Origin of the sequence: Mesobacterium hydrothermale, from assembly GCF_035818635.1 — a bacterium.
In the GTDB taxonomy this organism is placed as follows: Bacteria; Pseudomonadota; Alphaproteobacteria; order Rhodobacterales; family Rhodobacteraceae; genus Mesobacterium_A; species Mesobacterium_A hydrothermale.
This window is the reverse complement of the sequence record NZ_JAYLLH010000023.1, coordinates 14,837-39,174: the sequence shown is the minus strand read 5'-3', so window position 1 is coordinate 39,174 and position 24,338 is coordinate 14,837. Positions and strand designations below refer to the sequence as shown.

The 24,338-nt window shown below is 65.4% G+C and carries 24 protein-coding genes; 18 read left to right on the top strand and 6 right to left on the bottom strand.

Features of this window, described 5'->3' with window-relative positions; genetic code table 11:
- The first annotated feature begins 74 nt into the window (after positions 1 to 74).
- From VK792_RS14515 to VK792_RS14495, 5 genes are all read left to right on the top strand, one after another.
- Entirely contained in the window at positions 75 to 1,472 is a 1,398-nt protein-coding gene (locus VK792_RS14515) for a pyridoxal phosphate-dependent decarboxylase family protein (RefSeq protein ID WP_326298318.1), read from the top strand.
- Positions 1,472 to 2,332, top strand: a complete 861-nt coding sequence (locus VK792_RS14510; protein ID WP_326298362.1) for a fumarylacetoacetate hydrolase family protein — start codon at positions 1,472 to 1,474, stop codon at positions 2,330 to 2,332. The genes VK792_RS14515 and VK792_RS14510 overlap by 1 nt, the downstream gene beginning before the upstream one ends.
- Positions 2,329 to 3,135 (top strand): 2-oxo-hept-4-ene-1,7-dioate hydratase, encoded by an 807-nt coding sequence (gene hpaH, locus VK792_RS14505; protein WP_326298317.1) that lies wholly within the window; start codon positions 2,329 to 2,331, stop codon positions 3,133 to 3,135. The genes VK792_RS14510 and hpaH overlap by 4 nt, the downstream gene beginning before the upstream one ends.
- A 40-nt stretch (positions 3,136 to 3,175) precedes the next feature.
- Positions 3,176 to 4,027 carry a 3,4-dihydroxyphenylacetate 2,3-dioxygenase gene (hpaD, locus tag VK792_RS14500; protein WP_326298316.1) on the top strand — a complete coding sequence of 284 codons (852 nt, stop codon included), beginning with the start codon at positions 3,176 to 3,178 and terminating at the stop codon, positions 4,025 to 4,027.
- A 78-nt stretch (positions 4,028 to 4,105) separates the two neighbouring features.
- Complete coding sequence (locus tag VK792_RS14495) at positions 4,106 to 4,678, top strand: VOC family protein (protein WP_326298315.1); 573 nt, start codon at positions 4,106 to 4,108, stop codon at positions 4,676 to 4,678.
- Positions 4,679 to 4,833: 155 nt separating this feature from the next.
- Here VK792_RS14495 and VK792_RS14490 read toward each other — a convergent pair whose 3' ends face one another.
- Positions 4,834 to 7,113 carry an NADP-dependent malic enzyme gene (locus tag VK792_RS14490; protein ID WP_326298314.1) on the bottom strand — a complete coding sequence of 760 codons (2,280 nt, stop codon included), beginning with the start codon at positions 7,111 to 7,113 and terminating at the stop codon, positions 4,834 to 4,836.
- Between the two features lie 132 nt (positions 7,114 to 7,245).
- Here VK792_RS14490 and VK792_RS14485 point away from each other — a divergent pair, with 132 nt between their 5' ends.
- From VK792_RS14485 to VK792_RS14460, 6 genes are all read left to right on the top strand, one after another.
- Positions 7,246 to 7,644 (top strand): cytidine deaminase, encoded by a 399-nt coding sequence (locus tag VK792_RS14485; RefSeq protein WP_494337875.1) that lies wholly within the window; start codon positions 7,246 to 7,248, stop codon positions 7,642 to 7,644.
- Entirely contained in the window at positions 7,645 to 8,946 is a 1,302-nt protein-coding gene (locus tag VK792_RS14480; protein ID WP_326298311.1) for a thymidine phosphorylase, read from the top strand. It begins immediately after the preceding gene.
- Positions 8,943 to 10,151 carry a phosphopentomutase gene (locus tag VK792_RS14475; protein ID WP_326298310.1) on the top strand — a complete coding sequence of 403 codons (1,209 nt, stop codon included), beginning with the start codon at positions 8,943 to 8,945 and terminating at the stop codon, positions 10,149 to 10,151. Before VK792_RS14480 ends, VK792_RS14475 begins: the two co-directional genes overlap by 4 nt.
- On the top strand, positions 10,148 to 11,155 hold the full coding sequence (locus VK792_RS14470; RefSeq protein ID WP_326298309.1) for an adenosine deaminase: 1,008 nt from the start codon (positions 10,148 to 10,150) through the stop codon (positions 11,153 to 11,155). Before VK792_RS14475 ends, VK792_RS14470 begins: the two co-directional genes overlap by 4 nt.
- Positions 11,152 to 11,784 carry a uracil phosphoribosyltransferase gene (gene upp / locus VK792_RS14465; protein ID WP_326298308.1) on the top strand — a complete coding sequence of 211 codons (633 nt, stop codon included), beginning with the start codon at positions 11,152 to 11,154 and terminating at the stop codon, positions 11,782 to 11,784. The genes VK792_RS14470 and upp overlap by 4 nt, the downstream gene beginning before the upstream one ends.
- Before the next feature lie 66 nt (positions 11,785 to 11,850).
- Positions 11,851 to 13,317 carry an SPOR domain-containing protein gene (locus tag VK792_RS14460; RefSeq protein ID WP_326298307.1) on the top strand — a complete coding sequence of 489 codons (1,467 nt, stop codon included), beginning with the start codon at positions 11,851 to 11,853 and terminating at the stop codon, positions 13,315 to 13,317.
- Positions 13,318 to 13,378: 61 nt separating this feature from the next.
- Here VK792_RS14460 and VK792_RS14455 read toward each other — a convergent pair whose 3' ends face one another.
- Together VK792_RS14455 and VK792_RS14450 are read right to left on the bottom strand one after the other, a co-directional pair.
- The gene (locus VK792_RS14455) at positions 13,379 to 14,398 is read right to left on the bottom strand and encodes a serine/threonine-protein kinase (protein WP_326298306.1); all 1,020 of its coding nucleotides are present in this window, start codon (positions 14,396 to 14,398) and stop codon (positions 13,379 to 13,381) included.
- Between the two features lie 88 nt (positions 14,399 to 14,486).
- Positions 14,487 to 16,112: an AMP-binding protein gene (locus VK792_RS14450; RefSeq protein WP_326298305.1), complete on the bottom strand. Its 1,626-nt coding sequence runs from the start codon at positions 16,110 to 16,112 to the stop codon at positions 14,487 to 14,489.
- 291 nt (positions 16,113 to 16,403) lie between these two features.
- Between VK792_RS14450 and VK792_RS14445 the strand changes: the two genes are divergently transcribed.
- Positions 16,404 to 16,820, top strand: coding sequence for a VOC family protein (locus VK792_RS14445; RefSeq protein ID WP_326298303.1), 417 nt, complete (start codon positions 16,404 to 16,406; stop codon positions 16,818 to 16,820).
- A gap of 52 nt (positions 16,821 to 16,872) precedes the next feature.
- Complete coding sequence (locus VK792_RS14440) at positions 16,873 to 17,520, top strand: sulfotransferase family protein (protein WP_326298301.1); 648 nt, start codon at positions 16,873 to 16,875, stop codon at positions 17,518 to 17,520.
- Position 17,521: 1 nt separating this feature from the next.
- On the opposite strand, the gene VK792_RS14435 is transcribed toward VK792_RS14440, so the two are convergent.
- The 3 genes from VK792_RS14435 to VK792_RS14425 all read right to left on the bottom strand — a co-directional run bounded on the left by VK792_RS14435 (position 17,522) and on the right by VK792_RS14425 (position 19,886).
- Positions 17,522 to 18,847: an MATE family efflux transporter gene (locus VK792_RS14435; RefSeq protein WP_326298300.1), complete on the bottom strand. Its 1,326-nt coding sequence runs from the start codon at positions 18,845 to 18,847 to the stop codon at positions 17,522 to 17,524.
- A gap of 101 nt (positions 18,848 to 18,948) precedes the next feature.
- Complete coding sequence (locus VK792_RS14430) at positions 18,949 to 19,464, bottom strand: PaaI family thioesterase (protein WP_326298298.1); 516 nt, start codon at positions 19,462 to 19,464, stop codon at positions 18,949 to 18,951.
- Positions 19,464 to 19,886 carry a PaaI family thioesterase gene (locus VK792_RS14425; protein ID WP_326298297.1) on the bottom strand — a complete coding sequence of 141 codons (423 nt, stop codon included), beginning with the start codon at positions 19,884 to 19,886 and terminating at the stop codon, positions 19,464 to 19,466. Before VK792_RS14425 ends, VK792_RS14430 begins: the two co-directional genes overlap by 1 nt.
- 123 nt (positions 19,887 to 20,009) lie before the next feature.
- On the opposite strand from VK792_RS14425, the gene VK792_RS14420 reads away from it, so the two are divergent.
- From VK792_RS14420 to VK792_RS14400, 5 genes are all read left to right on the top strand, one after another.
- Complete coding sequence (locus VK792_RS14420) at positions 20,010 to 20,381, top strand: MerR family transcriptional regulator (RefSeq protein ID WP_326298296.1); 372 nt, start codon at positions 20,010 to 20,012, stop codon at positions 20,379 to 20,381.
- 207 nt (positions 20,382 to 20,588) lie between these two features.
- On the top strand, positions 20,589 to 20,993 hold the full coding sequence (locus VK792_RS14415) for a MerR family transcriptional regulator (RefSeq protein ID WP_326298295.1): 405 nt from the start codon (positions 20,589 to 20,591) through the stop codon (positions 20,991 to 20,993).
- A gap of 32 nt (positions 20,994 to 21,025) precedes the next feature.
- Positions 21,026 to 22,807: an acyl-CoA dehydrogenase C-terminal domain-containing protein gene (locus tag VK792_RS14410; protein WP_326298293.1), complete on the top strand. Its 1,782-nt coding sequence runs from the start codon at positions 21,026 to 21,028 to the stop codon at positions 22,805 to 22,807.
- Between the two features lie 51 nt (positions 22,808 to 22,858).
- Positions 22,859 to 23,071 (top strand): hypothetical protein, encoded by a 213-nt coding sequence (locus VK792_RS14405; RefSeq protein ID WP_326298291.1) that lies wholly within the window; start codon positions 22,859 to 22,861, stop codon positions 23,069 to 23,071.
- A gap of 25 nt (positions 23,072 to 23,096) precedes the next feature.
- A complete protein-coding gene (locus tag VK792_RS14400) occupies positions 23,097 to 24,233 on the top strand; it encodes an acyl-CoA dehydrogenase family protein (protein ID WP_326298289.1) in 1,137 nt (378 codons plus the stop codon).
- Positions 24,234 to 24,338: the final 105 nt, after the last annotated feature.

Here is a 24,338-nt window from a genome sequence, read left to right as displayed (position 1 = left end):
TGGTGGCGGGGGGCCAGCCCCCCACACCCCCCGGGATATTTCCGGCAAGATGATGAGGAATTGGGGGTGCGAAGATGACACCGGAATACTTTGAGGATTGGTCAAGGCGGGCGGCCGATTGGGGCGCGGCCTATCGCCGGTCATTGCGGGACAAGCCGGTGCGGCCAAAGGTCGAGCCTGGCGAGATCTATCGGGCCATTCCCGCAGCGCCGCCCGAGCACGGGCAAGCGATGGAGGAGATCTTTGCCGAGTTCGAGACGATCATCGAGCCGGGCATGACCCATTGGCAGCATCCGCGCTTCTTTGCCTATTTCCCGGCCAATGCCGCGCCGGTGTCGGTGGTGGCGGAATACCTTGTAACCGCGATGGCGGCGCAGTGCATGTTGTGGCAGACCTCTCCGGCGGCGACGGAACTGGAAACCCGGATGATGGAATGGCTGCGGGATGCCGTTGGCCTGCCGGCGGAATTTACCGGTGTGATCCAGGATTCGGCCTCTTCCGCGACGCTGGCCGCGGTGCTGGTGATGCGCGAACAGGCGCTGGACTGGCAGGGCAACGCGCAGGGGCTGGCGGGGCAGAGCCCGTTGCGGGTCTACGCGTCGGACCAGGTGCATACGTCCATCGACCGAGCGATCTGGGTGTCGGGGATCGGGGCGGACAATCTTGTGCGCATTCCGACCGGCGGGGCGCTGCGGGGGATGGACCCGGTCGCGCTGGATGCCGCCATTCGGGCCGACAAGGCCGCTGGTCGGACGCCTGCGGGGGTGATCGCCTGCATTGGCGGGACCAGCGTGGGGGCCTGCGATGACCTGTCCGAGGTGATCGCCGTGGCGCACAATCACGGGCTTTACGTGCATGTCGACGCCGCCTGGGCCGGGGCGGCAATGATCTGCCCCGAGCACCGGCATTTCTGGACCGGGGTCGAGCAGGCCGACAGCGTCGTCTTCAACCCGCACAAGTGGCTGGGGGCGTCGTTCGACTGTTCGGCGCATCTGATCCGCGACCCCGACATTCTGGTCAAAACGCTGGCGATTCAGCCGGAATATCTGAAGACCCACGGCAAGGACGGGATCATCAACTATTCCGAATGGTCGATTCCGCTGGGCCGCCGGTTCCGCGCGCTGAAGCTGTGGTTCCTGCTGCGGTTCCATGGGCTTGAGGGGTTGCGGACAATGATCCGCAACCATGTTTCCTGGTCGCGGGGCCTGTGCGAAAAGCTGCGCGCCACGCCGGGGTTCGAGATCGTGACCGAACCGATGCTGTCGCTGTTTTCGTTCCGGGTCGATGGCGGCGATGCGCGCAATATCGCGCTGGTCAACGCCATCAACGACGATGGGCGGATTTACCTGACCCAAACGCTTGTGGACGGACGCAGCGCGATCCGGTTCCAGGCGGGACAGTTCGACATGACCGAGGCCGACGCCGACACGGCCTTCGACGTCATCACGGAAATCGCAAGGAGCCTGCCATGATGACCCCGCATTTCGTGACCTTCAGCTGTGACGGGCGGCAAAGCTATGGCCTGCACACCGGTGCGGGGGTGATCGACCTTGGCCGCGATTTTCCGCAATGGCCCACCCTGCGAGAGGTGATCGCGGCGGACGCGCTGAAGCAGGTGTTCAAGGCGGCCGCGGGGCGCGCGGCGGATCACCCGCTGGACGCCGTGACGCTGGATATTCCCGTTCCGAACCCGGAAAAGATCATCTGCATCGGCGTCAATTTTCCCGACCGCAACGCCGAATACAAGGATGGGCAGGACGCGCCGCCCTATCCGTCGATGTTCATCCGCTTTCCCGGCAGTTTCGTGGGCCACGGGGCTGACCTGATCCGCCCGCCGGAAAGCGAAAAGCTGGACTATGAAGGCGAGGTGGTGATCGTCATCGGCAAGGGCGGGCGCCGGATTGCAAGGGCCGACGCCTATGACCACATCGCCGGGCTGAGCCTTTGCAACGAAGGCACGATCCGCGACTGGGTGCGGCATGCGAAATTCAACGTGACGCAGGGAAAGAACTGGGACCGGTCGGGGGCGATGGGGCCGTGGCTGGTGCCGTTCACCCATCCGGCACAGTTGGACGACATCAAGCTGGAAACCCGCGTGAACGGAGAGGTGCGCCAGCACGATCGCACCAGCCGGATGATGTTCGATTTCCGCTATATCGTGAACTACGTCTCGACCTTCACCACGCTGGTGCCCGGCGACGTGATCGTCTGCGGCACGCCCACGGGGGCCGGGGCGCGGTTCGATCCGCCGATCTGGCTGAAGCCCGGCGACGTGATCGAGGTCGAGGCCGAGGGGATCGGCATCCTGCGCAACGGGGTGGCGGACGAATGACAGCCTTCAACGCGGAAGCCGCCGCAAAGGCGCTGTTGCAGGCCGAGCAAACGCGGCACCAGATTGGCCTGCTCTCGCTGCAGTATCCCGGCATGACGATGGACGATGCCTATGCCGTGCAGACCGCGCTGATGGCCGCCAAGCTGGCGCAGGGGCGGCGGGTGATCGGCTGGAAGATCGGGCTGACAAGTCGCGCCATGCAGGACGCGCTGAAGATCGACACGCCGGACAGCGGCGTGTTGTTCGACGATATGGTCTTTGAAAACAACGGGATCGTGCCCAGGGGCCGGTTCATCCAGCCAAGGGTCGAGGCCGAGATCGCCTTTGTCATGAAGGTCCCGATTGACGGTGACGTGACACGGGATGATGTGCTTGCGGCCACGGATTACGTCGCGCCGTCGCTGGAAATCCTCGACACCCGGATCAAGCGGATCGACCCCGAGACCGGCAAGGCGCGGATCATCACCGACACGATTTCCGACAACGCCGCGAATGCCGGCATCGTGCTGGGCGCTGCGCGTCACGCGCCGGACGCGATGGACCTGCGCTGGACGGGGGCGATTGTCAGCCGCGACGGCGTGGTCGAGGAAACCGGGCTGGGGGCGGGCGTGTTGAACGATCCGGTGATGGGCATCGTCTGGCTGGCGCGTCGGATGGGGCAGTATGGCCAGCGGATCGAACCGGGGCAGGTGATCCTGTCGGGGTCTTTCATCCGGCCGCTTGAATGCCCGCCGGGGTCGCGGATCGAGGCCGATTTCGGGCCGTTCGGGCAGGTGGCCATCGGGTTCGAGCAGGCCCCCTGACAACATCGGGAAATGCGCGCGGATCAAGAGAGGAGCGAACATGGGGAAATTGGTTCTGGCCGCGAAATGCACGCATGTGCCGACGATGCTCATGTCCGAGCAGGACGGCCCGCTGAAGGGCAAGCGGCAGGCCGCGATTGATGGCCATGTCGAGATCGGGCGCCGGGCGCGGGCCGCTGGGGCGGATACGTTCGTGGTGCTCGACACCCATTGGCTGGTCAACGCGGGTTACCATGTGAACGCAAATCAGCGTTTTCAAGGGCTGTTCACCAGTCATGAATTTCCACAATTTATCAGGGACTTGCCCTATGACTATCAGGGCAATGCCGCATTGGGTGACCTGATCGCCAAGATCGCCACCGACGACGGTGTCCATACTTTGTCGCACCAGGTCGACAGCCTGGATCTGGAATACGGCACGCTGGTGCCGATGCGTTACATGAACCCCGAAGGCGACTTGAAGGTGGTGTCGGTGGCCGCGATGTGTACGGTGCACAGCCTGGATTCGTCGCGCAGGCTGGGCGCGGCCATTCGCAAGGCGATCGAGTCTTCGGACAACAACGTGGCCCTGATCGCCAGCGGGTCGCTGTCCCACAAGATCTGGTCGAACGAAGAATACGCCGCCAACAACGGCACCTTCACCATCTCGTCCCATTTCAACGAGGTGGTGGACCGCCGCGTGTTGGAGATGTGGCAGAACGGCGAATGGGATATGTTCCTGAAAATGCTGCCGGATTATGCGAAATACTGCGATGGCGAAGGCGACATGCACGACACCGTCATGCTGATGGGCGCGCTGGGCTGGGATTCCTATCAGGGGCGCGCAGAGGTGGTGACAGAGTATTTCCCGTCCTCGGGAACCGGGCAGACGAACGTGGTGTTCGAGGTCTGACGCACAGGTCTTGTGCACCTGGTTGCGGTGTCGGGATGCTCTGCCGGTGTTATATCCTGCGCAAAGGAGGACATCGCCATGACCGACGCAACCCGCAAGATCCAGGCGCAGGGCGTGCACCATATCACGCTGATCGGGGCTGATCGCCAGACATCCATTGATTTCTGGGAGGGGCTTCTGGGGATGCCCTTCATCTTTGATCAACCCAATCTGGACAACCCCGACGAGGGCCATCTGTATTTCGATCCCGGCGACGGGCGGCTGATCACGATCTTCACCAACGAGGGCCGCAAGCCCGAGGGACGGGCGGTTCCGCAGGTCCCCGGAGCAGTGCACCATATCGCCTTCAACCTGAGTAAGGCCGTGTTTTCACAGGTAGAAAAGCGACTGAAGGCGCGTGGGGTGGCCTATACCGGGCCGAAGGATCGGGGGTTCATGGATTCGATCTATTTCCGCGATCCGCTTGGGCTGGTGATCGAACTGGCGTGTTACCGGTTCGAACCGCCGGAAGGCTGCCGCCATGCCGACGTGATGATCGAGGCGCACCGGATCCGGGTGGAACGGGGGGATCACCACATCGACCAGGAACACCTTGCCGACGCCATCGAACTGCTGGTGGAACGCACGCAGCAATCGCTGTCGCGGAGCTGAGCGAAAAACCCCGGAGACTCGGGGTTAAAGCCTTGGAGTCGCGCCGTTTTATCGGGGCACATCCCATGCACAACCGATGCACATTCCATGCATACGGCAGATGCGCCGGCGCAGGTTAACGGGGCGGGCGGTGCCCGGCCCCGTGAACCGCCCGTTTACCCGTAATGCGCCACCGGGGTGCCGGCGATGGCGGCCATGTTCAGCAAGCCGCGCGCGGTGATCGACGGCGACACGATATGCGCGCGGTTGCCCATGCCCATCAGGATCGGCCCGACCTCGAGGCCCCCGGCCTTCATCTTGAGGATGTTGCGCACGCCAGAGGCCGCGTCGGCATGTGCGAAGATCAGCACGTTGGCGGTGCCCTTCATCCGGTTGCCGGGGAAGATGCGGTCGCGCAGTTCGGGATCGAGCGCGGCGTCGAGGTTCATTTCGCCCTCGTAGCAGAAATCACGCTCTTCCCGGTCAAGCAGCGCCATCGCGGCGCGCAGCCGTTCGCCGGAGCCGCCGCTTTGGTTGCCGAACTGCGATTGCGAACAGAAGGCGATGTTCGGGGCCAGACCGAAACGGCGGACGTGCCGGGCCGCGCCGACGGCGGTTTCGGCCAGCTGTTCCGGCGTCGGTTCGCTGCGGACATGGGTGTCGGCGACAAACAGCGGCCCGTCTTCGAGGATCATCAGCGACAACGCGCCCTGTGGTTTGAGCGCCTCGGAGCCCAGGACCTGCGTGACGTAGTTCAGGTGCCAGCGGTATTCGCCGAAGGTGCCGCAGATCAGGCTGTCGGCCTCGCCCCGATGCACCATGACGGCGCCGATGGCGGTCAGGTTGGTGCGCATGATCGCACGGGCCAGATCGGGAGTAACGCCGCGCCGGGCCATCAGCCCATGATAGGTTTCCCAGTAGTCGCGATAGCGGGGGTCGTTTTCCGGGTTCACGATATGAACATCGCGGTCCGGCCGGATCGACAGGCCCAGCCGCTCGCAGCGGGTTTCGATCACCCCTGGCCGGCCGATCAGGATCGGCTGTTCGGTGGTTTCTTCCAGAATGGCCTGCGCGGCGCGCAACACGCGTTCGTCTTCGCCCTCGGCAAAGACGATCTTTCGGCTGGCGGTGCGGGCGGCTTCGAACACCGGGCGCATCAGCAGCGCGGATTTGAAGACCGAGGCGTCGAGTTTCGCCTTGTAGGCCTTGAGGTCGGGCAGGGGGCGGGTGGCCACGCCCGAGTCCATCGCGGCCTTGGCGACAGAGGTAGACACGACACCGGACAGGCGCGGGTCAAAGGGCTTCGGGATCAGGTAGTCGGCGCCGAAGGTCAGTTGTTCGCCCTGATAGGCTGCGGCGGCCTCGGCGCTGGTGGTGGCGCGTGCCATGGCGGCGATGCCGTCGACGCAGGCGATCTGCATTGCGTCGTTGATTTCCGTCGCGCCCACATCCAGCGCGCCCCGGAAGATGAAAGGGAAACACAGGACGTTGTTGACCTGATTGGGAAAATCGCTGCGCCCGGTGGCGATGATGGCATCGGGGGCCACGGCGCGGGCCTCATCTGGCATGATTTCGGGCGTCGGGTTGGCCAGCGCGAAGATCACCGGGCGGGGGGCCATTTTCGCCACCATCTCGGGTTTCAGCACGCGGGGGCCGGACAGGCCAAGGAACATGTCCGCCCCGTCCATCACCTGATCCAGCGTGCGCAGGTCGGTTTTCTGGGCAAAGGCGGCCTTTTGCGGGTTCATATCCTCGGCCCGGCCTTCGTAGACCAGCCCGTGAATGTCGCAAAGCCAGATGTTTTCACGCCTGACGCCCAGCTTCACCAGCATGTTGAGGCAGGCGATGCCCGCCGCGCCGCCGCCGGTGCTGACGATCTTGATATCCTCGAACGCCTTGTTCGCGACGTGCAGCGCGTTTTTCGCCGCTGCGCCGACGACGATGGCGGTGCCGTGCTGGTCGTCGTGAAAGACGGGAATGTTCATCCGCTCGCGGCAGATCTTTTCGACGATGAAACAGTCGGGGGCCTTGATGTCCTCGAGGTTGATGGCGCCGAAGGTGGGTTCGAGCGCGCAGACGATTTCGGCCAGTTTCACCGGGTCGGGTTCGTTCAGTTCAATGTCGAAACAGTCGATATTGGCGAATTTCTTGAACAGGACGGCCTTGCCTTCCATCACCGGCTTGGAGGCCAGCGCGCCGATGTTGCCCAGCCCGAGGACGGCGGTGCCGTTGCTGACGACGCCGACAAGGTTGCCGCGCGTGGTATAGCGCGCAGCGTTGGCGGGGTCGTCCCTGATTTCAAGGCAGGCCTCGGCCACGCCGGGGGAATAGGCGCGGCTGAGGTCGCGGCCATTGGCCAGCGGCTTGGTCGCGCGGACCTCGAGTTTCCCGGGCTTGGGATTCTCGTGATAGAAAAGCGCCGCCTGGCGCAGGCTGTCGTGGCTTGTGTCGGACATCACATCTGCCTTTTCTGGAATTTGTTTAACATTAAACTATAATTCTGGCGGCGAAAAGGGGGTGTCCTTTCCGCCGCGATCCCCCTTGCCAATCCGCGGTGCCGCGACCAACATGGCGCTCCTGACAGGGAGATGACAATGAAGCTGAAGGATGCCGCCCTGGCCGTGCGGGAAAACGCCTATGTGCCCTATTCGAAGTTCAAGGTGGGCGCGGCGCTGCGCACCGAGGACGGGGGGCTGTATTCCGGTTGCAACGTGGAAAACGTGGCCTATCCCGAAGGCACCTGCGCCGAGGCGGGCGCGATTGCCGCGATGTGTGCGGCCGGCGGGCGAAAAATCGCCGAAGTCTATGTCGTGGCGGACAGCCCGGTGCCGGTTGCGCCCTGCGGTGGCTGCCGTCAGAAGATCGCGGAATTTGCCGGGCCGGATGTGCCCGTGACGCTGGCCACCACGGATGGCGCGGAATTTCACACCACGGTGGGGGCGCTGCTGCCTGGCGCGTTCGACGCCAAGCAGATGGAGCGTGCCTGAATGGACGCCCGCGCCATCAACGCGAAGCTGCGGGTCGGGCAGGTGCCGGACCCCGATGAACTGGCGTGGTTCGCGCAGGGACTGGCCGACGGAACGGTGACGGCGGCGCAAGCCGGGGCCTTTGCGATGGGGGTCTGCATCCAGGGGCTGGACGCGGCCGGGCGCGCGGCGCTGACGCTGGCGATGCGCGATTCGGGCCGGGTGCTGGACTGGGACATGGACGCGCCGGTGATCGACAAGCATTCCACCGGCGGTGTGGGCGATTGCGCATCGCTGGTGCTGGCCCCGGCGCTGGCCGCCTGCGGCGCCTATGTGCCGATGATCTCGGGCCGGGGGCTGGGCCATACCGGCGGCACGCTGGACAAGCTGGAAGCGATCCCCGGGTTTCAGACCGGGCTGGACGAGGCACGGTTTCGTGCCGTGGTGGCAGAGACCGGCGCCGCGATCGTCAGCGCCAGCGCCGATATCGCGCCGGCCGACAAGCGGCTGTACGCGATCCGCGATGTGACCGGGACAGTGGAAAGCCTGGACCTGATCACCGCGTCGATCCTGTCGAAGAAACTGGCGGCGGGGCTGGAGTGTCTTTTGCTGGACGTCAAGGTCGGCTCGGGCGCGTTCATGAAATCCATCGAGGACGCCCGCGCGCTGGCGCATGCGCTGGTTGGCACGGCCAACGCGGCGGGGTGCAAGACATCCGCGCTGATCACCGACATGGATCAGCCGCTGGCCCCCAGCCTTGGCAATGCGCTGGAAATCGACGCGGTCCTGCGCGTTCTGTCGGGGCAGGTGAAGGGGCGGCTTTACGATCTGTCGGTTGCCCTGGCGGGCGAGGTTCTGGCGCTGTCGGGGCTGGCTTCGGACGCGGCAGTGGGATGTACCCGGATCGCGGCGGCGATTGACGACGGGCGCGCGGCGGAACGGTTCGGCGCGATGGTCTATGCCCAGGGCGGGCCGCTGGGCTTTGTCGAGAATTGGGACAGGTTCCTGCCCGAAGCACCGGTGATCCGCGAAGTGCCGGCCCCGGAAACGGGGATCATCAACGGCTTTGACGGCGAGGCGCTGGGCCTGGCCGTGGTGGCGCTGGGCGGCGGGCGACAGGTGGAAAGTGACGTGGTCGACCCGGCGGTCGGCCTGTCGGACATGGTGCCGCTGGGCGCGAAGGTGACCAAGGGCCAGCCGCTGGCGCGGGTCCACGCCGCGCGCGAAGGGCAGGCGGATCGCGCGGTGGCCGCGGTGCAGGAAGCGGTGCGCATCGGCGCGGCCGGGCCGATCCCCGATCTGATCCGCGAAAGGATTGCGTGATGCGGGCGTTCCTGGTGGTGATGGACAGTGTTGGCATCGGCGGTGCGCCGGATGCGGACACGTTTTTCAACGGCGACCGGCCCGATACCGGGGCCAACACGGTGGCGCATATCGCGCAGGCCTGCGCCGACGGGCGGGCCGAAGACGGGCGCAGCGGGCCGCTGCATCTGCCCAACCTCGTGGCGCTGGGGCTGGGGCAGGCGGTGCGGCTCGCCTCGGGCGACGCGGCGCCGGGGCTGGAGGGGGCGGCGCGCGGCCTATGGGGCGCGGCGACCGAACAGTCGCGCGGCAAGGACACGCCTTCGGGCCATTGGGAACTGGCCGGGCTGCCGGTGCCGTGGAACTGGCATTACTTCCCGGACGAAACCCCGGCCTTCCCGCCCGAGGTGGTGCAGAAAGTCTGCGACCTGGCGGGCACGGACGGAATTCTGGGCAATTGCCACGCCTCGGGCACCGCGATCATCGACGCGCTGGGAGACGCGCATATCCGCACCGGCCAGCCGATTTGCTATACCTCTGCCGACAGCGTGTTCCAGATCGCCGCGCACGAGGAGCATTTCGGGCTGGAGCGGTTGCTGGACCTGTGCCGGGGCCTTGCGCCGATGCTGCACGAGATGCGGGTGGGCCGGGTCATCGCGCGGCCGTTCGTCGGTGTGCCGGGCCATTTCACCCGCACCGCGAACCGGCGCGATTTCGCGATCACCCCGCCCAGGCCGGTGCTGACCAACTGGGTGCAGGATGCGGGCCGCCGGGTCATCGCGATTGGCAAGATCGGGGACATCTTCACGATGCAAGGCATCGACGAGGTGCGCAAAGGCCCCGACGCGGTGCTGATGCAGCACTTGCACGATTGCGTGGCGGAGGCGCCCGAGGGCAGCCTGACATTCGCCAATTTCGTCGAATTCGACTCGCTTTACGGGCATCGCCGCAATATCTCGGGCTACGCCCGTTCGCTGGAATGGTTCGATGGGGAAATCGGCAAGGTGATGCGCCAGTTGCGCGATGGCGACCTGCTGTGCCTGACCGCCGATCACGGCAACGACCCAAGCTGGACCGGCACCGATCACACCCGCGAACGGGTGCCGGTGCTGATCGCCGGGGCGGGCACGGGGCAGATCGGTGTGGTGGATTTCGCAGATGTAGCCGCCAGCATCGCAACATTTCTGAAGGTCCCGCCGCAGGGGCCGGGAAGGACGTTTTTATGATCGACGAAGAGCGGTTGGCGCGTATTCTTGACCTGCCGAAGGTGGAATTGCACCTGCACCACGAAGGCGCGGCCCCGCCGGCGTTCATCCGCGGGCTGGCGCAGGAAAAATCCGTCGACCTGACCGGGGTGTTCGATGAACACGGCGCTTATGCCTATCGCGACTTTGTCCATTTCCTCAGCGTCTATGAGGCGGCAACGCAGGTGTTGCAGACACCGCAGGACTATTACCGGCTGACCAAGGCGGTGCTGGAAGAAAGCGCGGCAAACGGCGTGATCTACAGCGAAACCTTCTTGTCGCCCGATTTCTGTGGCGGCAGCGACGTGGGCGCGTGGAGGGAATACCTGCACGCCATCCGCGAAGCTGCTGACGAGGCAGAGAAAACCGACGGCATCGTGCTGCGCGGGATCATCACCTGCATCCGCCACTTCGGCCCGGAAAAGGCCAAGGCCAGCGCGCTGTGCGCGGCGGAAACCGCCGGCGACTGGATCGTGGGGTTCGGCATCGCGGGCGACGAAAACAAGGGCAAGCCCCGGGACTTTTCCTATGCGTTTGACATGGCGCGCGAAGCCGGGCTGCGGCTGACGGCGCACGCGGGCGAATTCGGCGGGGCGCGGTCGGTCTATGACGCGGTGACCGATCTGGGTGTCGAACGCATCGGTCACGGCGTGCGCGCGATCGAGGACCTGCGCGTGGTCGACATGCTGGCGGAAAAGGGGATCGTGCTGGAAGTCTGCCCGGGATCCAACGTGACGCTGGGCGTCTTTCCCAGCTTTGCCGCCCATCCGATCGAACGCTTGCGCGAACGCGGCGTGACGGTCACGGTGTCGACCGATGACCCGCCGTTCTTCCACACCACGATGAAACGCGAATACGAACACTTGGCCCGCACCTTCGGCTGGGACGAAGAAACCCTGACCGAAATCGCCCGGAATTCCGCCAACGCGGCGTTTTGCGACGACACCACCCGCGCGGCCATCCTGAAACGATTGGAGACCACATGACCCAGCACCTGACCGTCGTCGATCACCCGCTTGTGCAGCACAAGCTGACCCTGATGCGGGACAAGGGCACCTCGACCGCGGGGTTCCGGCGGCTGCTGCGCGAGATCAGCCAGTTGCTGGCCTACGAGGTGACGCGCGAACTGCCGTTGACGACGCAGAACATCGAAACGCCGCTGCAAGAGATGGAAGCGCCGGTGCTGGCGGGCAAGAAACTGGCGCTGATTTCGATCCTGCGGGCGGGCAACGGGCTGCTCGATGGGGTGCTGGAACTGATTCCCTCGGCCCGGGTCGGGTTCGTCGGTCTGTACCGTGACGAGGAAACGCTGGAGCCGGTGCAATACTACTTCAAGGTCCCGGAATCGCTGGAAGACCGGCTGGTGATCGCGGTTGATCCGATGCTGGCCACCGGCAATTCGTCGGTCGCGGCGATTGACCTGCTGAAAAACGCCGGGGCGACGAACATCCGCTTTCTGTGCCTTTTGGCAGCGCCCGAAGGCGTGGCACGGATGAAAGAGGCGCACCCGGATGTGCCGATTGTCACCGCCGCCGTCGACAAGCAGTTGAACGAAAAAGGATATATCGTTCCGGGGCTAGGGGATGCGGGGGACCGCATGTTCGGCACACAATAAGCCATCGCAGTGCTTTACACGTCAGGGTGCATCAGGCATGCTCGGGGCTCATCTGTGGGGACAGAAATGACGATTTCTCGAATTATCGCCGTGGTTTCGGTGGCCTTGGTGCCCGTTTTTGCAGCGCCGTCCGCGATGGCGCAGGCGGGCAAGGAATTGCCGGCGGAGTTTCCGCCGGCCAGCTATACCGGTAAGCAATATGTTGACAGCCGCGGCTGCGTCTACGTTCGTGCGGGGATCGATGGCAACGTGACCTGGGTGCCGCGCATGAGCCGCGCCCGAGAGGTGATCTGCGGCCAGACCCCGACCTTTGCCAGCGCGCAACCGTCGGCCCCGGCAGCGAAACCCGCGCCCGAAGTGGTGCAGATCGCGCCGCCCGATCCTGAACCCGCACCCGCGCCGATGATCAAGCCCGCGGCAACGGCACAGGTTGCGGCGCCGGCACCTGCGCCCAAACCCGTGGTCACGGCATCGCCCCGTCCGGTGGCCAAGCCGGTGACGATCCCGACAGCCAGCCCTGCGCCCAAGCCTACGATCTATGCCGCGCCGACCCCCGCGGCGCAGCCCACCCGAGTGGTTCGCGCGCCGGTGCGTACGGTGGCGTCGATCCCGGCCACACCGCGCAAGACCGTGCCCGCGCGCCAACCGGCCCCGGTTGCGGCCGCGCCTGTGGTGATCACGCCCGCGCCTGTGGCGCCGGCCGGCAGCGGCCAGTGCGGCGTGACCGCAATCAGCCGTCAGTACATGGGCCGCAACGGTCTGCCCGTGCGCTGTGGCCCGCAGGACGGGTTCTATGGCAGCGCTCCCAGCGCGCCGCGCCAGGTGGCGGTGACCCCGGCGCCGCGTGTTGCCGCGCCTGCACCTGCGCACCGTGTCGTCACCGTCGCGCCGCAAGCGGCGCCGCAGAAGCGCAAGCTGGTGACCCTGTATACCGAGAACGGGCCGGTGAAGGGCTATTTCGCCAACCCGGGCGAAGTGCCCGCGAATGCCCGTATCCTGCCCCGCCATGTCTATGAAAACCGTGCCAATACGCTTGTTGTACCTCCGGCGGGCTATCAGCCGGTCTGGGAAGACGATCGGTTGAACCCGAACCGCGCGAACCAGACGCTGGCCGGCATGGCGCAGACCAACCTGATCTGGACCCAGACCGTGCCGCGCCGGTTGATCAACAGCGCCACCGGCCAGGACATGACGGCCAAGTACCCCAAGCTGATCTACCCGTTCACCAACATGACGGCGCAGAACGCTTATATGGCGAAAAAGCGCCGTGCAGTTGTGTCCAGCAAATCGGCCCCGGTGAAGCCCGCCGCGCAAGCGGTGGCCGCGCGGTATGTGCAGGTCGGTGTGTTCGCGAACGAGGCCAACGCCCGCAATTCCGCGGCGCGGCTGCAACGCGCCGGACTGCCGGTGCGCTATGGCAGCAGCAGCCGGGGCAAGGCCGTGCTGGCCGGGCCGTTTTCGTCTCAGGCGCAGGCGAACCAGGCGCTGGTTGCCGCGCGGCGGGCCGGGTTCAGCGACGCTTTCATTCGCTGAACGTCGGGCCCAGAAAGATCGGGGGCCGTGGCGCATGCCGCGGCCCTTTTTCCGTGCCGGATCAGTTTTCGCAGAGGCCTTGCAGCCGCACCCAGTTGCTGTCGGTCAGGACGGGCGGCGCGGATTTGCCCGCCATCGGATCGGCCTCGATCAGGGGCAGGGTGGTTTCGCCGGTCACGTCGACGGCATAGGCATAGCCTGTCGTGGGCACTTGGGCGGCGGCGAAGGCGTCGATCAGCGCGTCTTGCGGTACCGGGACCGGCGCGGCGGTCAGCAGGTTTTCGGCGTGGCGGCGCAGCGCTTCGGGCGGCAGGCTGCCGGTGGTCAGAAGGCGCAGGCTTGCCCACAGACCGGCATCGTCCAGTAGGTCGGCCACCGGGTCGTTGCGGTCGGCGCGCAGCGCTTCGGCAATCACGAAACCGGCCGGGATTTCAGGCGCTTCCCAGTCCTCGATCAGGGCGCGGTTCAGCACGATCAGCCCGCCCGGCAGGTGTGCCGTCTGTTCGACGCCGCCGGGCAGCACGACGATGCGGCCCGGCGCCCCCAACAGGCGCTGCGACAGCGCATCAAGCGCCTTGAGCGACGCGGCGGACCGGCAGGGCTGGCCGCTGGTGTGGACAAGATCGGCCAGCAGGGCCTGCCCGATCTCGGACCGTTTGACATCGGGCAGAACGCGCACGGTGTGTCGCATCAGCGCGCCGGGCAACCAGAACAGTGCCAGGAAAGCGACCGTGGTGGCCAGCGATATCGACGCCACCACGCGCAACCGGCCCGGATGCGGGCGGCGGCGTTCGATCGCTGCCAGCACCTTTTCCAGCGCGTCGATCATGTCGGCTTCGTCCTCGGCCAGTTCGAGCGTTTCGCCGGTGTCGGTGTCGGGGTGATAGATCGCCGGGCGCTTGCCCTTGTTGGCGCGGGTCACGGCGGCGAGCGACCAGTGGGTCAGCATCTGGCCATTGCCGTCGGCGATCATCACCGTGGCATCGCCGATCGAGACGATGACCTCGCGCCGCTGCGCATCGGGTGACGGGCGCCACAGCCCCACCGCTTCCAAGCGTTCGTATTCCTGAAGTGCCGTCATTCCGGGCTGCTCTGCCTCTTGTCCGGGCTTCGAGCCTATCACGCGGGCGGCCACCGGGGCAATCGCCCCGGTGGCCGGTCACGTCAGATCACATATCCCGTGCGAGATTGCGCAGTTCGAATTTCTGGATCTTGCCGGTCGAGGTCTTTGGCAGTTCCTGGAACACGACCTTCTTGGGGGTCTTGAAGCCCGCCAGCCGTTCACGGGTGAAGGCGATCAGGTCCGCCTCGGTCGCGTCATGCCCGGGTTTCAGTTCGACGAAGGCGCAGGGCACCTCGCCCCATTTTTCGTCCGGCTTGGCAACCACGGCGGCCAACAAAACGGCATCGTGGCCCATCAGGCAGCTTTCGACCTCGACCGACGAGATGTTTTCGCCGCCCGAGATGATGATGTCCTTCGCCCGGTCGGCGATCTTGACATAGTTGTCCGGATGCATGACCGCGATGTCGCCGGAATGGAAATAGCCGCCTGCGAAGGCCTCGGCCGTGGCCTTGGGGTTCTTCAGGTATCCCTTCATCACGCCGTTGCCGCGAAACACGATTTCGCCCTTGGTTTCGGCGTCGCGCGGTACCGGCTGGCCGGCATCGTCCCAGACGTCGACGGGTTCCATGAAGGGCATGGCCACGCCCTGCCGCGACTTCTGCGCCGCGCGGTCGTCGCCTTGCAGGTGGTCCCACTTGGACCGCCAGGTGCATTCGGTGGCGGGCCCGTAGGTTTCGGTCAGCCCGTAGACATGGGTGACGTTGAAGCCCATCGGCTCGATCTTGGCCAGCGTCGCGGGGGCGGGCGGGGCGCCCGCGGTGAACACCTCGACCAGGTGGTCGAAATCGCGCTTGTCGCTGGCGGGGGCGTTGATCATCGTGTTCAGAACGATCGGCGCACCGCCGAAATGGGTGACCTTTTCATCGGCGATGGCATCGAAGATGTTCTTCGCCGTGATGTCGCGGCAGCAGACCAGCGTGCCGCCGACCGCGGGCATCATCCAGGTGTGGCACCAGCCGTTGCAGTGAAACAGCGGCACGATGGTCAGGTAGACCGGATGCTGCACGATGCGCCAGCTGATCACCTGGCCCATGGCGTTCAGATAGGCGCCGCGGTGGTGATAGACCACGCCCTTGGGCCGCCCGGTGGTGCCCGAGGTGTAGTTCAGCGCCAGGCTTTCCCATTCGTCCTGCGGCAGGATCCAGTCGAAGTCGGGATCGCCGCTGGCCAGCAGGTCTTCGTATTCGGTGTAATGGCCATGGGCCAGCGCGCCGCCGTGCACATCGGCCACCTCGATCACCTGTGGGGCGGGGCCGTCCATCTGCTCGATCGAGGCGGCCAGTGCGGGCAGGAACTGCGGGTCGCAGAGCACCACCTTGGCTTCGCCATGGTCGAGGATGTAGGCGATCGTATCGACGTCAAGCCGGGTGTTGATCGTGTTCAGCACCGCGCCGCAGGCGGGCACGCCGAAATGCGCCTCGGCCTGGGCGGGGATGTTGGGCAGGATGGTGGCGACGACGTCCCCGGGTTTCACGCCGAGCTTCTCGAGCGCCGAGGCAAGCCGGGTGACGCGGTCGTAGTATTCGGCATAGGTCTTGCGATGCGGCCCGTAGACCACGGCGGTGTGATCGGGGTAGACCTGAACCGCGCGTTGCAGGAAGGACAGCGGTGTGAGCGGCACGAAATTTGCCGCGCATTTCCCCAGACCCGTTTCGTCTGCCATCCAGCCCATGACCATCCTCCTGTTGGTGTCTGTTTCCGTGGTGCGGGACTATGCCCAGCGTTGGCGAAAAGCAAAAGGGGTATTTGCGTCGGGAAAGTTCGGATCGGATCGCTGGCGCGATCCGATCCAGAGGCGAATTTGGCCCGCGCGCCCTTGTCCCGGGGACCGGCGGCGCGCTAGTGGTGAGGACGGGGGGCTTTGCCCCCCAAGCCCCCCAGGATATTTTTCGCAAGATGATGAGAGGCGCGCCGGGGGTGCGACGGCGCGCGGGTTGGAAACGAAAACAGAGAGACGGGCAGAATGATCGCATATGTGACTGTGGGGGCCGATGACATGATCCGAGCCAAACGGTTCTACACGGCCTTTCTGCCCGCGCTTGGATTCAGGCTGCAGGAAGGCCCGGAAGGGCTGAGTTTTGTCCTGCCGGTGCCGCCGGGTGCGGCGGCGGCTTTGCCGGATTTCTACGTCAAGCCAACCTTCGACGGGCGGCCCGCTTCTGCCGGGAATGGCACGATGGTGGCCTTCGAGGCACGCGCTCAGCACCAGGTGCGGGACCTGCATGCGGCCGCGCTGGCGGCGGGCGGTACTGATGAGGGGGCGCCGGGGTTTCGCGATGCCTATGGCCCGCGGTTTTTCGTGGGTTATCTGCGCGACCCGCAGGGCAACAAGATCGCTCTGTTTTCCTCCAACCCGGACGAGCCGGGGCGCGACGGGTGACGGCGCGGGCAGCGGTCTGGCGCGGGATCTTGCGCGGGTCCAGGGGGATGGCATGATCATTTCGGCCGGGCGGCAGTATATCTTTGTCCATGTCCCGAAAACCGGGGGGACCTCGTTTGCCCGCGCACTGGAGGCGCGGGCGATGGCGGATGACATCCTGATCGGGGATACGCCGAAGGCGCTGCGGCGCAAGGCACGGCTGAAGTCGCTGAACCCGCGCGGGCGGCTGTGGAAACACGCGACGCTGGCCGATATCGACGGGATCCTGACGCCCGGGCAGATCGCAGGGATGTTCTGCGTGACGCTGGTGCGCAACCCCTGGGACCGGGCGGTGAGCTATTATCACTGGTTGCAGCGGCAGGGGTTCGATCATCCTGCCGTCGGGCTTGCGCAAAGCCTGGGGTTTGCCGATTTCCTGCGGCACCCGCAGACCGTGGCGTCCTTGTCGGGCTGGCCGGTGGCGCGCTACATGACCGATGTCACCGGGGTGGACCGGACCAGCGCGGTTCTGCGGCTGGAGCATCTGGAAGAGGACATCGCCGGGTTTGCCGCGCACCTTGGCTTTCGGCCCGAGATGCCGCATGTCAACCGGTCGAACCGGCGACGGGAGTATCGCGGCTATTACGACGCGGCGCTGGCAGATCACCTGGGGCGGGTCTGCTCGGTGGACGTGGCGCGGTTCGGCTATCGCTTTGAGTAGGTCACGCCGAACGCGCGGCGCGTTCGAGCGCCGGGTAGCGCGCCGCCAGCGTGACCCCGCGCGCGACGAAGGAGATCAGCAGCGCAAGCCACAGACCGTGATTTCCGAACGCTGGCAGCAGCAGCGTGAGCGCGGCGAAATAGGTCACCGCGCTGAGTGCCATCATGTTGCGCATGTCGGCGCTGCGGGTGGCGCCGATGAAGATTCCGTCCAGCATCCACGCACCGGTGCCCAGCAGCGGCGCGAGCACCATCCAGTGCAGGTAAAGCCGCGCCTCGGCCTGCACCGCCGGCACATCGGCCATCAGGTCGACGATGGCGGGGCCGAAAAGCCAGAAAACTGCCGCCAGAAGGATGTTCGCGGCAAAGGCCCAGAGGCTGGTGATGATCACCCCTCGGCGCAGAACGGCGAGGGCCCCCGCCCCGAAAGCCTGGCCGATGATCGCTTCGGCCGCGAAGGCGAACCCGTCCATGGCATAGGCGGTGATGTGCAGGAATTGCAGCAGGACCTGGTTGGCGGCCAGCGTCACGTCGCCGAAGTCGGAGCCGATGAAAAGGAACGACACGAAGATCGCCTGCAACAGCAGCGAGCGGATCAGGATATCGGTATTGACGCGGGCCATCGTGACCAGCCTTGCACGATCGAAGACCCGGGCCCAGTCGCGCCAGTCAGGCACGCGGAAGGCCGCGCGGCAAAGCCAGAGGCCAAGCGCGAGCCCTGACCATTCGGCGAGGAAGGTGGCGACGGCGACGCCGCCGATCCCGTAGCCAAGGCCAAGAACGAAGAGCAGGTCGAGCCCGACGTTGAGCCCGTTCATCCAGACTTGCAGCACCAGCACGGCGCGGGTGCGTTCCTGCGCCACCAGCCAGCCGGTGATCCCGTAAAGCGCGATGGCGGCCGGGGCCGACCAGACCCGGATCGACATGTACTGGCGGGCCAGGGACTCGACCTCGTCCGAGGCGGGAGAAAGGGCGAAGGCCGCGCGGAAGAGCGCGAGTTGGCCCGCGATCATGATCGCCCCGGCGGTCAGGCCGATGAGCAGGACGCGGGTCAGGAGCGCCGCGACCTCGGCCCGGTCACGGCGACCGGCGGCCTGCGCGGCAAGGCCCGCCGTTCCCATGCGCAGGAAGCCGAAGATCCAGTAGACCGCCGACAGGATGACCGCGCCGATGCCGACGGCACCGATCGGTGCGGCCTGGCCAAGCTGGCCCATCACGCCGGTGTCCACCGCGCCCAGAATCGGGACGGTGGCGTTCGACAGAACGATCGGCAGGGCGATTTTCAGGACGCGGCCATGCGTGACCGGGGCGCTATGTTCAGGCTGCATCGGCGGGTCGGGGGCTGGGTGTCACGGCGAGGCCCTGACGGGCAGCGCGGTGCCGGTGGCGGCGGCGCATGAGTATTTGGAGAAAGATGAAAGCAGGGGCGTCACGCCGCGGGTCCGGACGGGGGCATCAGGAAATGCGCGGTGGCCTGGGCGAAGGGGCGGGCGCGGTTGTCCTGCCAGGCTTCGACATGGACCGAGGCGTAGCGGCGGCCGGAGCGGTTGATCCTGGCGCGGGCGTAAGCGTCGCGCGGCAGGCCCGAGCGCAGATAGTCGACGGTGAAGTCGATGGTCTTGGGCAGGCGGGGCAATTGCCCGCTTTCCAGGTCTTCGGTGTCGATGGCGCCGGATTCGATCTGTTCCCAGAGCAGCGACCAGCCGAGGCTGATGATGGCCGTGACCTCGAGGAAGGCGGCGGTGACGCCGCCGTGGATCGCGGGCAGGAACGGGTTGCCGATGAGCTTGTCGTCGAAGGGCAGGATCGCGGTCAGTTCGTCGCCGCGCCGGTCGAAGCCGATATCGAGAAACTGGATATAGGGCACGCCATGGGCCAGCGCCCGGAGCGCGGCGTCGCGGCGTTGCTTGACCACCTGGACCGGTTCGGGGGGCTTGCGGGCCATTATTTCGCCTCCACCGTGAAGGCGCCGGCGGCGGAGGCCACCGGGCGCGAGCGGTCGTCGTCATAGGCGGTGGCGCGGACGAAGGCGACCGAGCGGGTGATGTGATAGCATTCGGCCCGCGCGGTGATCGCCTGGCCCGGCGTGGCCGCGCGCATGTAGTCGATGCGCAGGTTGATCGTGGCGGTGCCGGCGGGCGCCTTGGGGTGGCTCATCACCGCGGCGCCGCCGCAGGTGTCCATCAGGGTCGAGACCGCGCCGCCGTGCAGCACCCCGGTTTCCGGGTCGCCGATCAGCCGTTCGTCGTAGGGCATCCGGATTTCCGCCATGCCGTCGCCGATATCGGTGATTTCCAGCCCGAGGGCACGGGCGTGGGGGATGATGCCGATGAACTGACGGGCGATCTGGGTCTTGTCTGCGGTCATGGGACGCCTCCGGCGGTCTGTCGTCCCTTATGTGCACGGCCCCGGGGGTGGGTGCAAGCGGTGCGCGGGCTGTTGCCCTTGCGGCAGGGTTTGCTAGGTTCCCCCCAACGGGGGGATCCAGTCATGACTGCCACGCGCCTGAGCTTCAAGGAAATGTGCGCCAAGTTCGAGGTCACGCCGCGGACGCTGCGCTATTATGAATATATCGAGCTGCTCGAGCCAGAGCGCGATGGCCGGTCGCGATTCTATGGCCCGCGCGAGGTGGCGCGGATGAAGCTGATCCTGCGCGGCCGAAAGTTCGGTTTCCAGCTGGAAGAGCTGCGCCAATGGCTGCTGATCTATGAAAAGGAAGGCACCGAGGCGCAGATGCGTGTCTGGATCGAGATGGCCGATCGGCAGATGGAGGAGTTGCGCGAGCAGCGCCGCCAGCTGGACGAGGCGATGGACGAGTTGCAGCGCCTGCGCGACGAAACCGCCGAATCTCTGGGGCTGTAACGCGCCGGTCGCGGCCCGATCACCAGATTGGGACCCCAGGGCAACTTGAAAGATTGTTTCTGCATTTACAGGTTGACGTTGCTTGATCTTACGTCATCTTTAAAGTGACGTGGCGTACGGCTTACGTCAACGTAAAATTCTATTGTAAGACAGGGCCGCAGCGAAGCATGTCGCGCCCTTGAAACGCAGTAAGGGGCATTGACCAAGATGACCGATGAAAGACTGATGACGATCCGCGAGATGTGCGAAGCCTTCGACGTGACGCCGCGAACCCTGCGGTTTTACGAAAGCAAGGAACTGCTGTTCCCGGTGCGCGAAGGCCAGAAGCGCCTGTTCACCAAGCGCGACCGCGCCCGGCTGAAGCTGATCCTGCGCGGCAAGCGCTTCGGGTTCAGCCTCGAGGAAATCCGCCAGCTTCTGGACCTCTATCACATGGGGGACCAGCAGCAGACGCAGTTGCAGAAGACCTATGAGATCGCCCGCGACCGGCTGTCCGACATGGAACGCCAGCGCGACGAGCTGAACGAGGCCATCGCGGAGCTGAAAGAACAGATGAGCTGGGGCGAAAAGATGCTCGCCTCGCTCGGGACCACGAAAAAGGCCGCCGAGTAACCTTCGGCGGTTGCACGCAAGGGAGAGACACCATGCCGATCTATGCCGCGCCGACCAAAGACATGCAGTTCATCCTGCATGACGTGTTGAAGGCCTCTGAATCCGATGTGCCCGGCTACGAGGAACTGGACCGCGACTTTACCGGCGCGGTGCTGGAAGAGGCCGGAAAACTGGCCACCGAGGTGCTGCTGCCGCTGAACGCGGTGGGCGATCAGCAGGGCTGCACGCTGGAAAACGGCGTGGTGCGCACGCCGGATGGCTTCAAGGCCGCGTTCGAGGCGATCAAGGAGGGCGGCTGGACGGCGCTGGACTGCGACCCGGACTATGGTGGTCAGGGGCTTCCGTACCTGATGAACACCGCGGCGATGGAACCGTTCGTGTCGGCCAACATGGCGTTCAACATGTACCAGGGCCTGACGCACGGGGCCTATTCTGCAATCTACGTGCACGGGTCGGACGAACAGAAGGCCAGGTACCTGCCGAAGATGACCACCTGCGACTGGACCGGCACCATGAACCTGACCGAACCGCATTGCGGAACGGACCTAGGGCTGATGCGGACCAAGGCGGAACCGCAGGCGGATGGCAGCTACAAGATCACCGGGCAGAAGATTTTCATCTCGGCCGGCGATCACGACCTGTCCGACAACGTCATTCACCTTGTGCTGGCCAAGATCACCGGCGGTCCCGAGGGGATCAAGGGCGTGTCGCTGTTCATTGTACCCAAGTTCATGGTCAACGATGACGGCACTTTGGGCGATCGCAACGGCGTGTCGGTCGGCAAGATCGAAGAGAAGATGGGCATTCACGGCAATGCCACCTGCGTCATGAACTATGACGCGGCGACCGGGTTCCTGCTGGGCGAGGAACACAAGGGCATGCGCGCCATGTTCACCATGATGAACGAGGCGCGCCTGGGTGTGGGCCTGCAGGGCTATGCGCAGTCGGAAATCGCCTATCAGAACGCCGTGGCCTATGCCAAGGACCGCCTGCAGGGGCGTGCCGTGACCGGGGCGGAAAACCCCGATGGCCCCGCCGATCCGCTGATCGTGCATCCCGACATCCGCCGCAACCTGATGGACCAGAAAGCCTTTACCGAGGGCGCGCGGGCCTTCACCTACTGGGGCGCACACCTGATCGACCGCGCGCACCGTCTGGGGGACAAGGATGCCGACGGGCTGATTTCCCTGATGACCCCGGTCATCAAGGGCTTCCAGACCGACAAGGGGTTCGAGATGGCGGTGAATGCCCAGCAGGTCTATGGCGGGCATGGCTACATCGAGGAATGGGGCATGTCGCAATATGCCCGCGATGCGCGGATCGCGATGATCTACGAAGGCGCCAACGGCATTCAGGCGCTGGACCTCGTGGGCCGCAAGCTGGCGCAGGACGGCGGCAAGCACGTCATGGCCTTCTTCGCGATGATCAAGGATTTCATCGGCGAAAACAAAGGCAAGGACGAGGGCATCGACCGCGACTTCCTGGAGCCGCTGAAAGCGGCCAGCAAGGATCTGCAGGCGGCGGGGATGTATTTCATGCAAAACGGCATGAAAAACCCCAACAACGCCCTGGCCGGGTCGTATGACTTCATGCATCTCTTCGGCCATGTCTGCCTGGGCTACATGTGGTCCAGGATGGCGATCGCGGCCAAGGCGGCGCTGGATGGGGGCGCCTCTGACGTGGCGTTCTACGAGACGAAGCTGGCGACCGGTCGCTACTATATGGCACGCCAGCTGCCTGCGACCGTCATGCACCTGCGCCGGATCGAAACCGGGGCAGAGACGGTGATGGCGCTGACGGCCGAGCAGTTCTGAGCGCGCGCCGGGGGGCAACCCCGGCCCGCGGGGTGATCCCAGGGAGAAACGATGCCCAAACGCTTTCGCCTGACCCGCCGGATCACCCTCGGCATGACCGAGGACGGATACCGCAACCTGCGCAAATTCGCGCAGGAGGCCGGTTTGGATGAGGGCGAGGCGCTGAGTTTCGTCTTCGAGCACTGGAACAGCGTCACGGATACCGAGGCGCTGACCCACCGGTTGCGGCTGTTCAACGCGGAGCTGGACCAACGCAAACGATAGGTGCCAAGGGGAGGAAGGCGCGCAGATGTCCGACTGGATGACCGACGAGCACAGGATGCTCGAAGAAATGACCGAACGGTTCATCGAAACCGAGTGGATGCCGCTGTATGACAAGTGGCGGAAACAGGGCCAGATGGACCGCGAAACCTGGCAGCAGGCCGGCGAATTGGGGTTGCTGTGCCCCTCTGTGCCCGAAGCCTATGGCGGCGCGGGCGGCGATTTCGGCCATGAGGCGGTGATCCTGATGGCAGGCTCGCGCCTGAACCTGGCCAGTTGGGGCCACGGCATTCATTCCGGGATCGTGGCGCATTACATCCTGGCCTACGGCACCGAAGAGCAGAAGGCGCGCTGGCTGCCCCGGATGGTCAGCGGGGACCTGGTCGGCGCGCTGGCGATGACCGAACCGTCCGGCGGGTCGGACGTGCAACGGATCCGCACCCGCGCGATCCGCGATGGCAACGCCTACCGGCTGTCGGGGCAGAAGACCTTCATCACCAACGGCCAGCACGCCAACCTGATCATCGTCGCCGCCAAGACCGACCCGGCCGAAGGCGCCAGGGGTGTGTCGCTGGTGGTGGTGGAAACCGACGGTGCCGAGGGGTTCACCCGGGGCCGCAACCTTGAAAAGATCGGCTGCCATGCGGCGGACACGTCCGAGCTGTTCTTCGACAATGTCGAGATCGCACCGGAAAACCTGCTGGGTCAGCAGGAGGGGCAGGGGTTTTACCAGATGATGCGGCAACTGCCGCAGGAGCGGCTGATCATCGGCTGTGGCGCGGTGGGCGCGATGGAAGGCGCCGTGGCGCGCACCATCGCCTATTGCAAGGAACGCGAGGCGTTTGGCGGCCCGCTGACACAGTTTCAGAACACCCGGTTCAAGCTGGCCGAGTGCCAGACCAAGACAACCGTTTCGCGCGCGTTTCTTGATGCCTGCATCGCAGAGCACCTCAAAGGTGACCTGTCGGTCGAGAAGGCGGCAATGGCGAAATACTGGTTGTCGGACACCCAGGGCGAAGTGCTGGACGACTGCCTGCAACTGCATGGCGGCTATGGTTTCATGCAGGAATACGCGGTTGCGGAGATGTGGACGGATGCACGGGTGCAGCGGATCTATGGCGGCACCAACGAGATCATGAAAGAACTGATTGCGAGGGGGCTGTGATGGGCCTGAGCGCGACGCCCCTGGAAACGTGGGCGGTGGGGGTTTCACACCCCCACACCCCCGTGGGATATTTTCGGCAAGATGATGTGGCGGACAGTCAAGCCC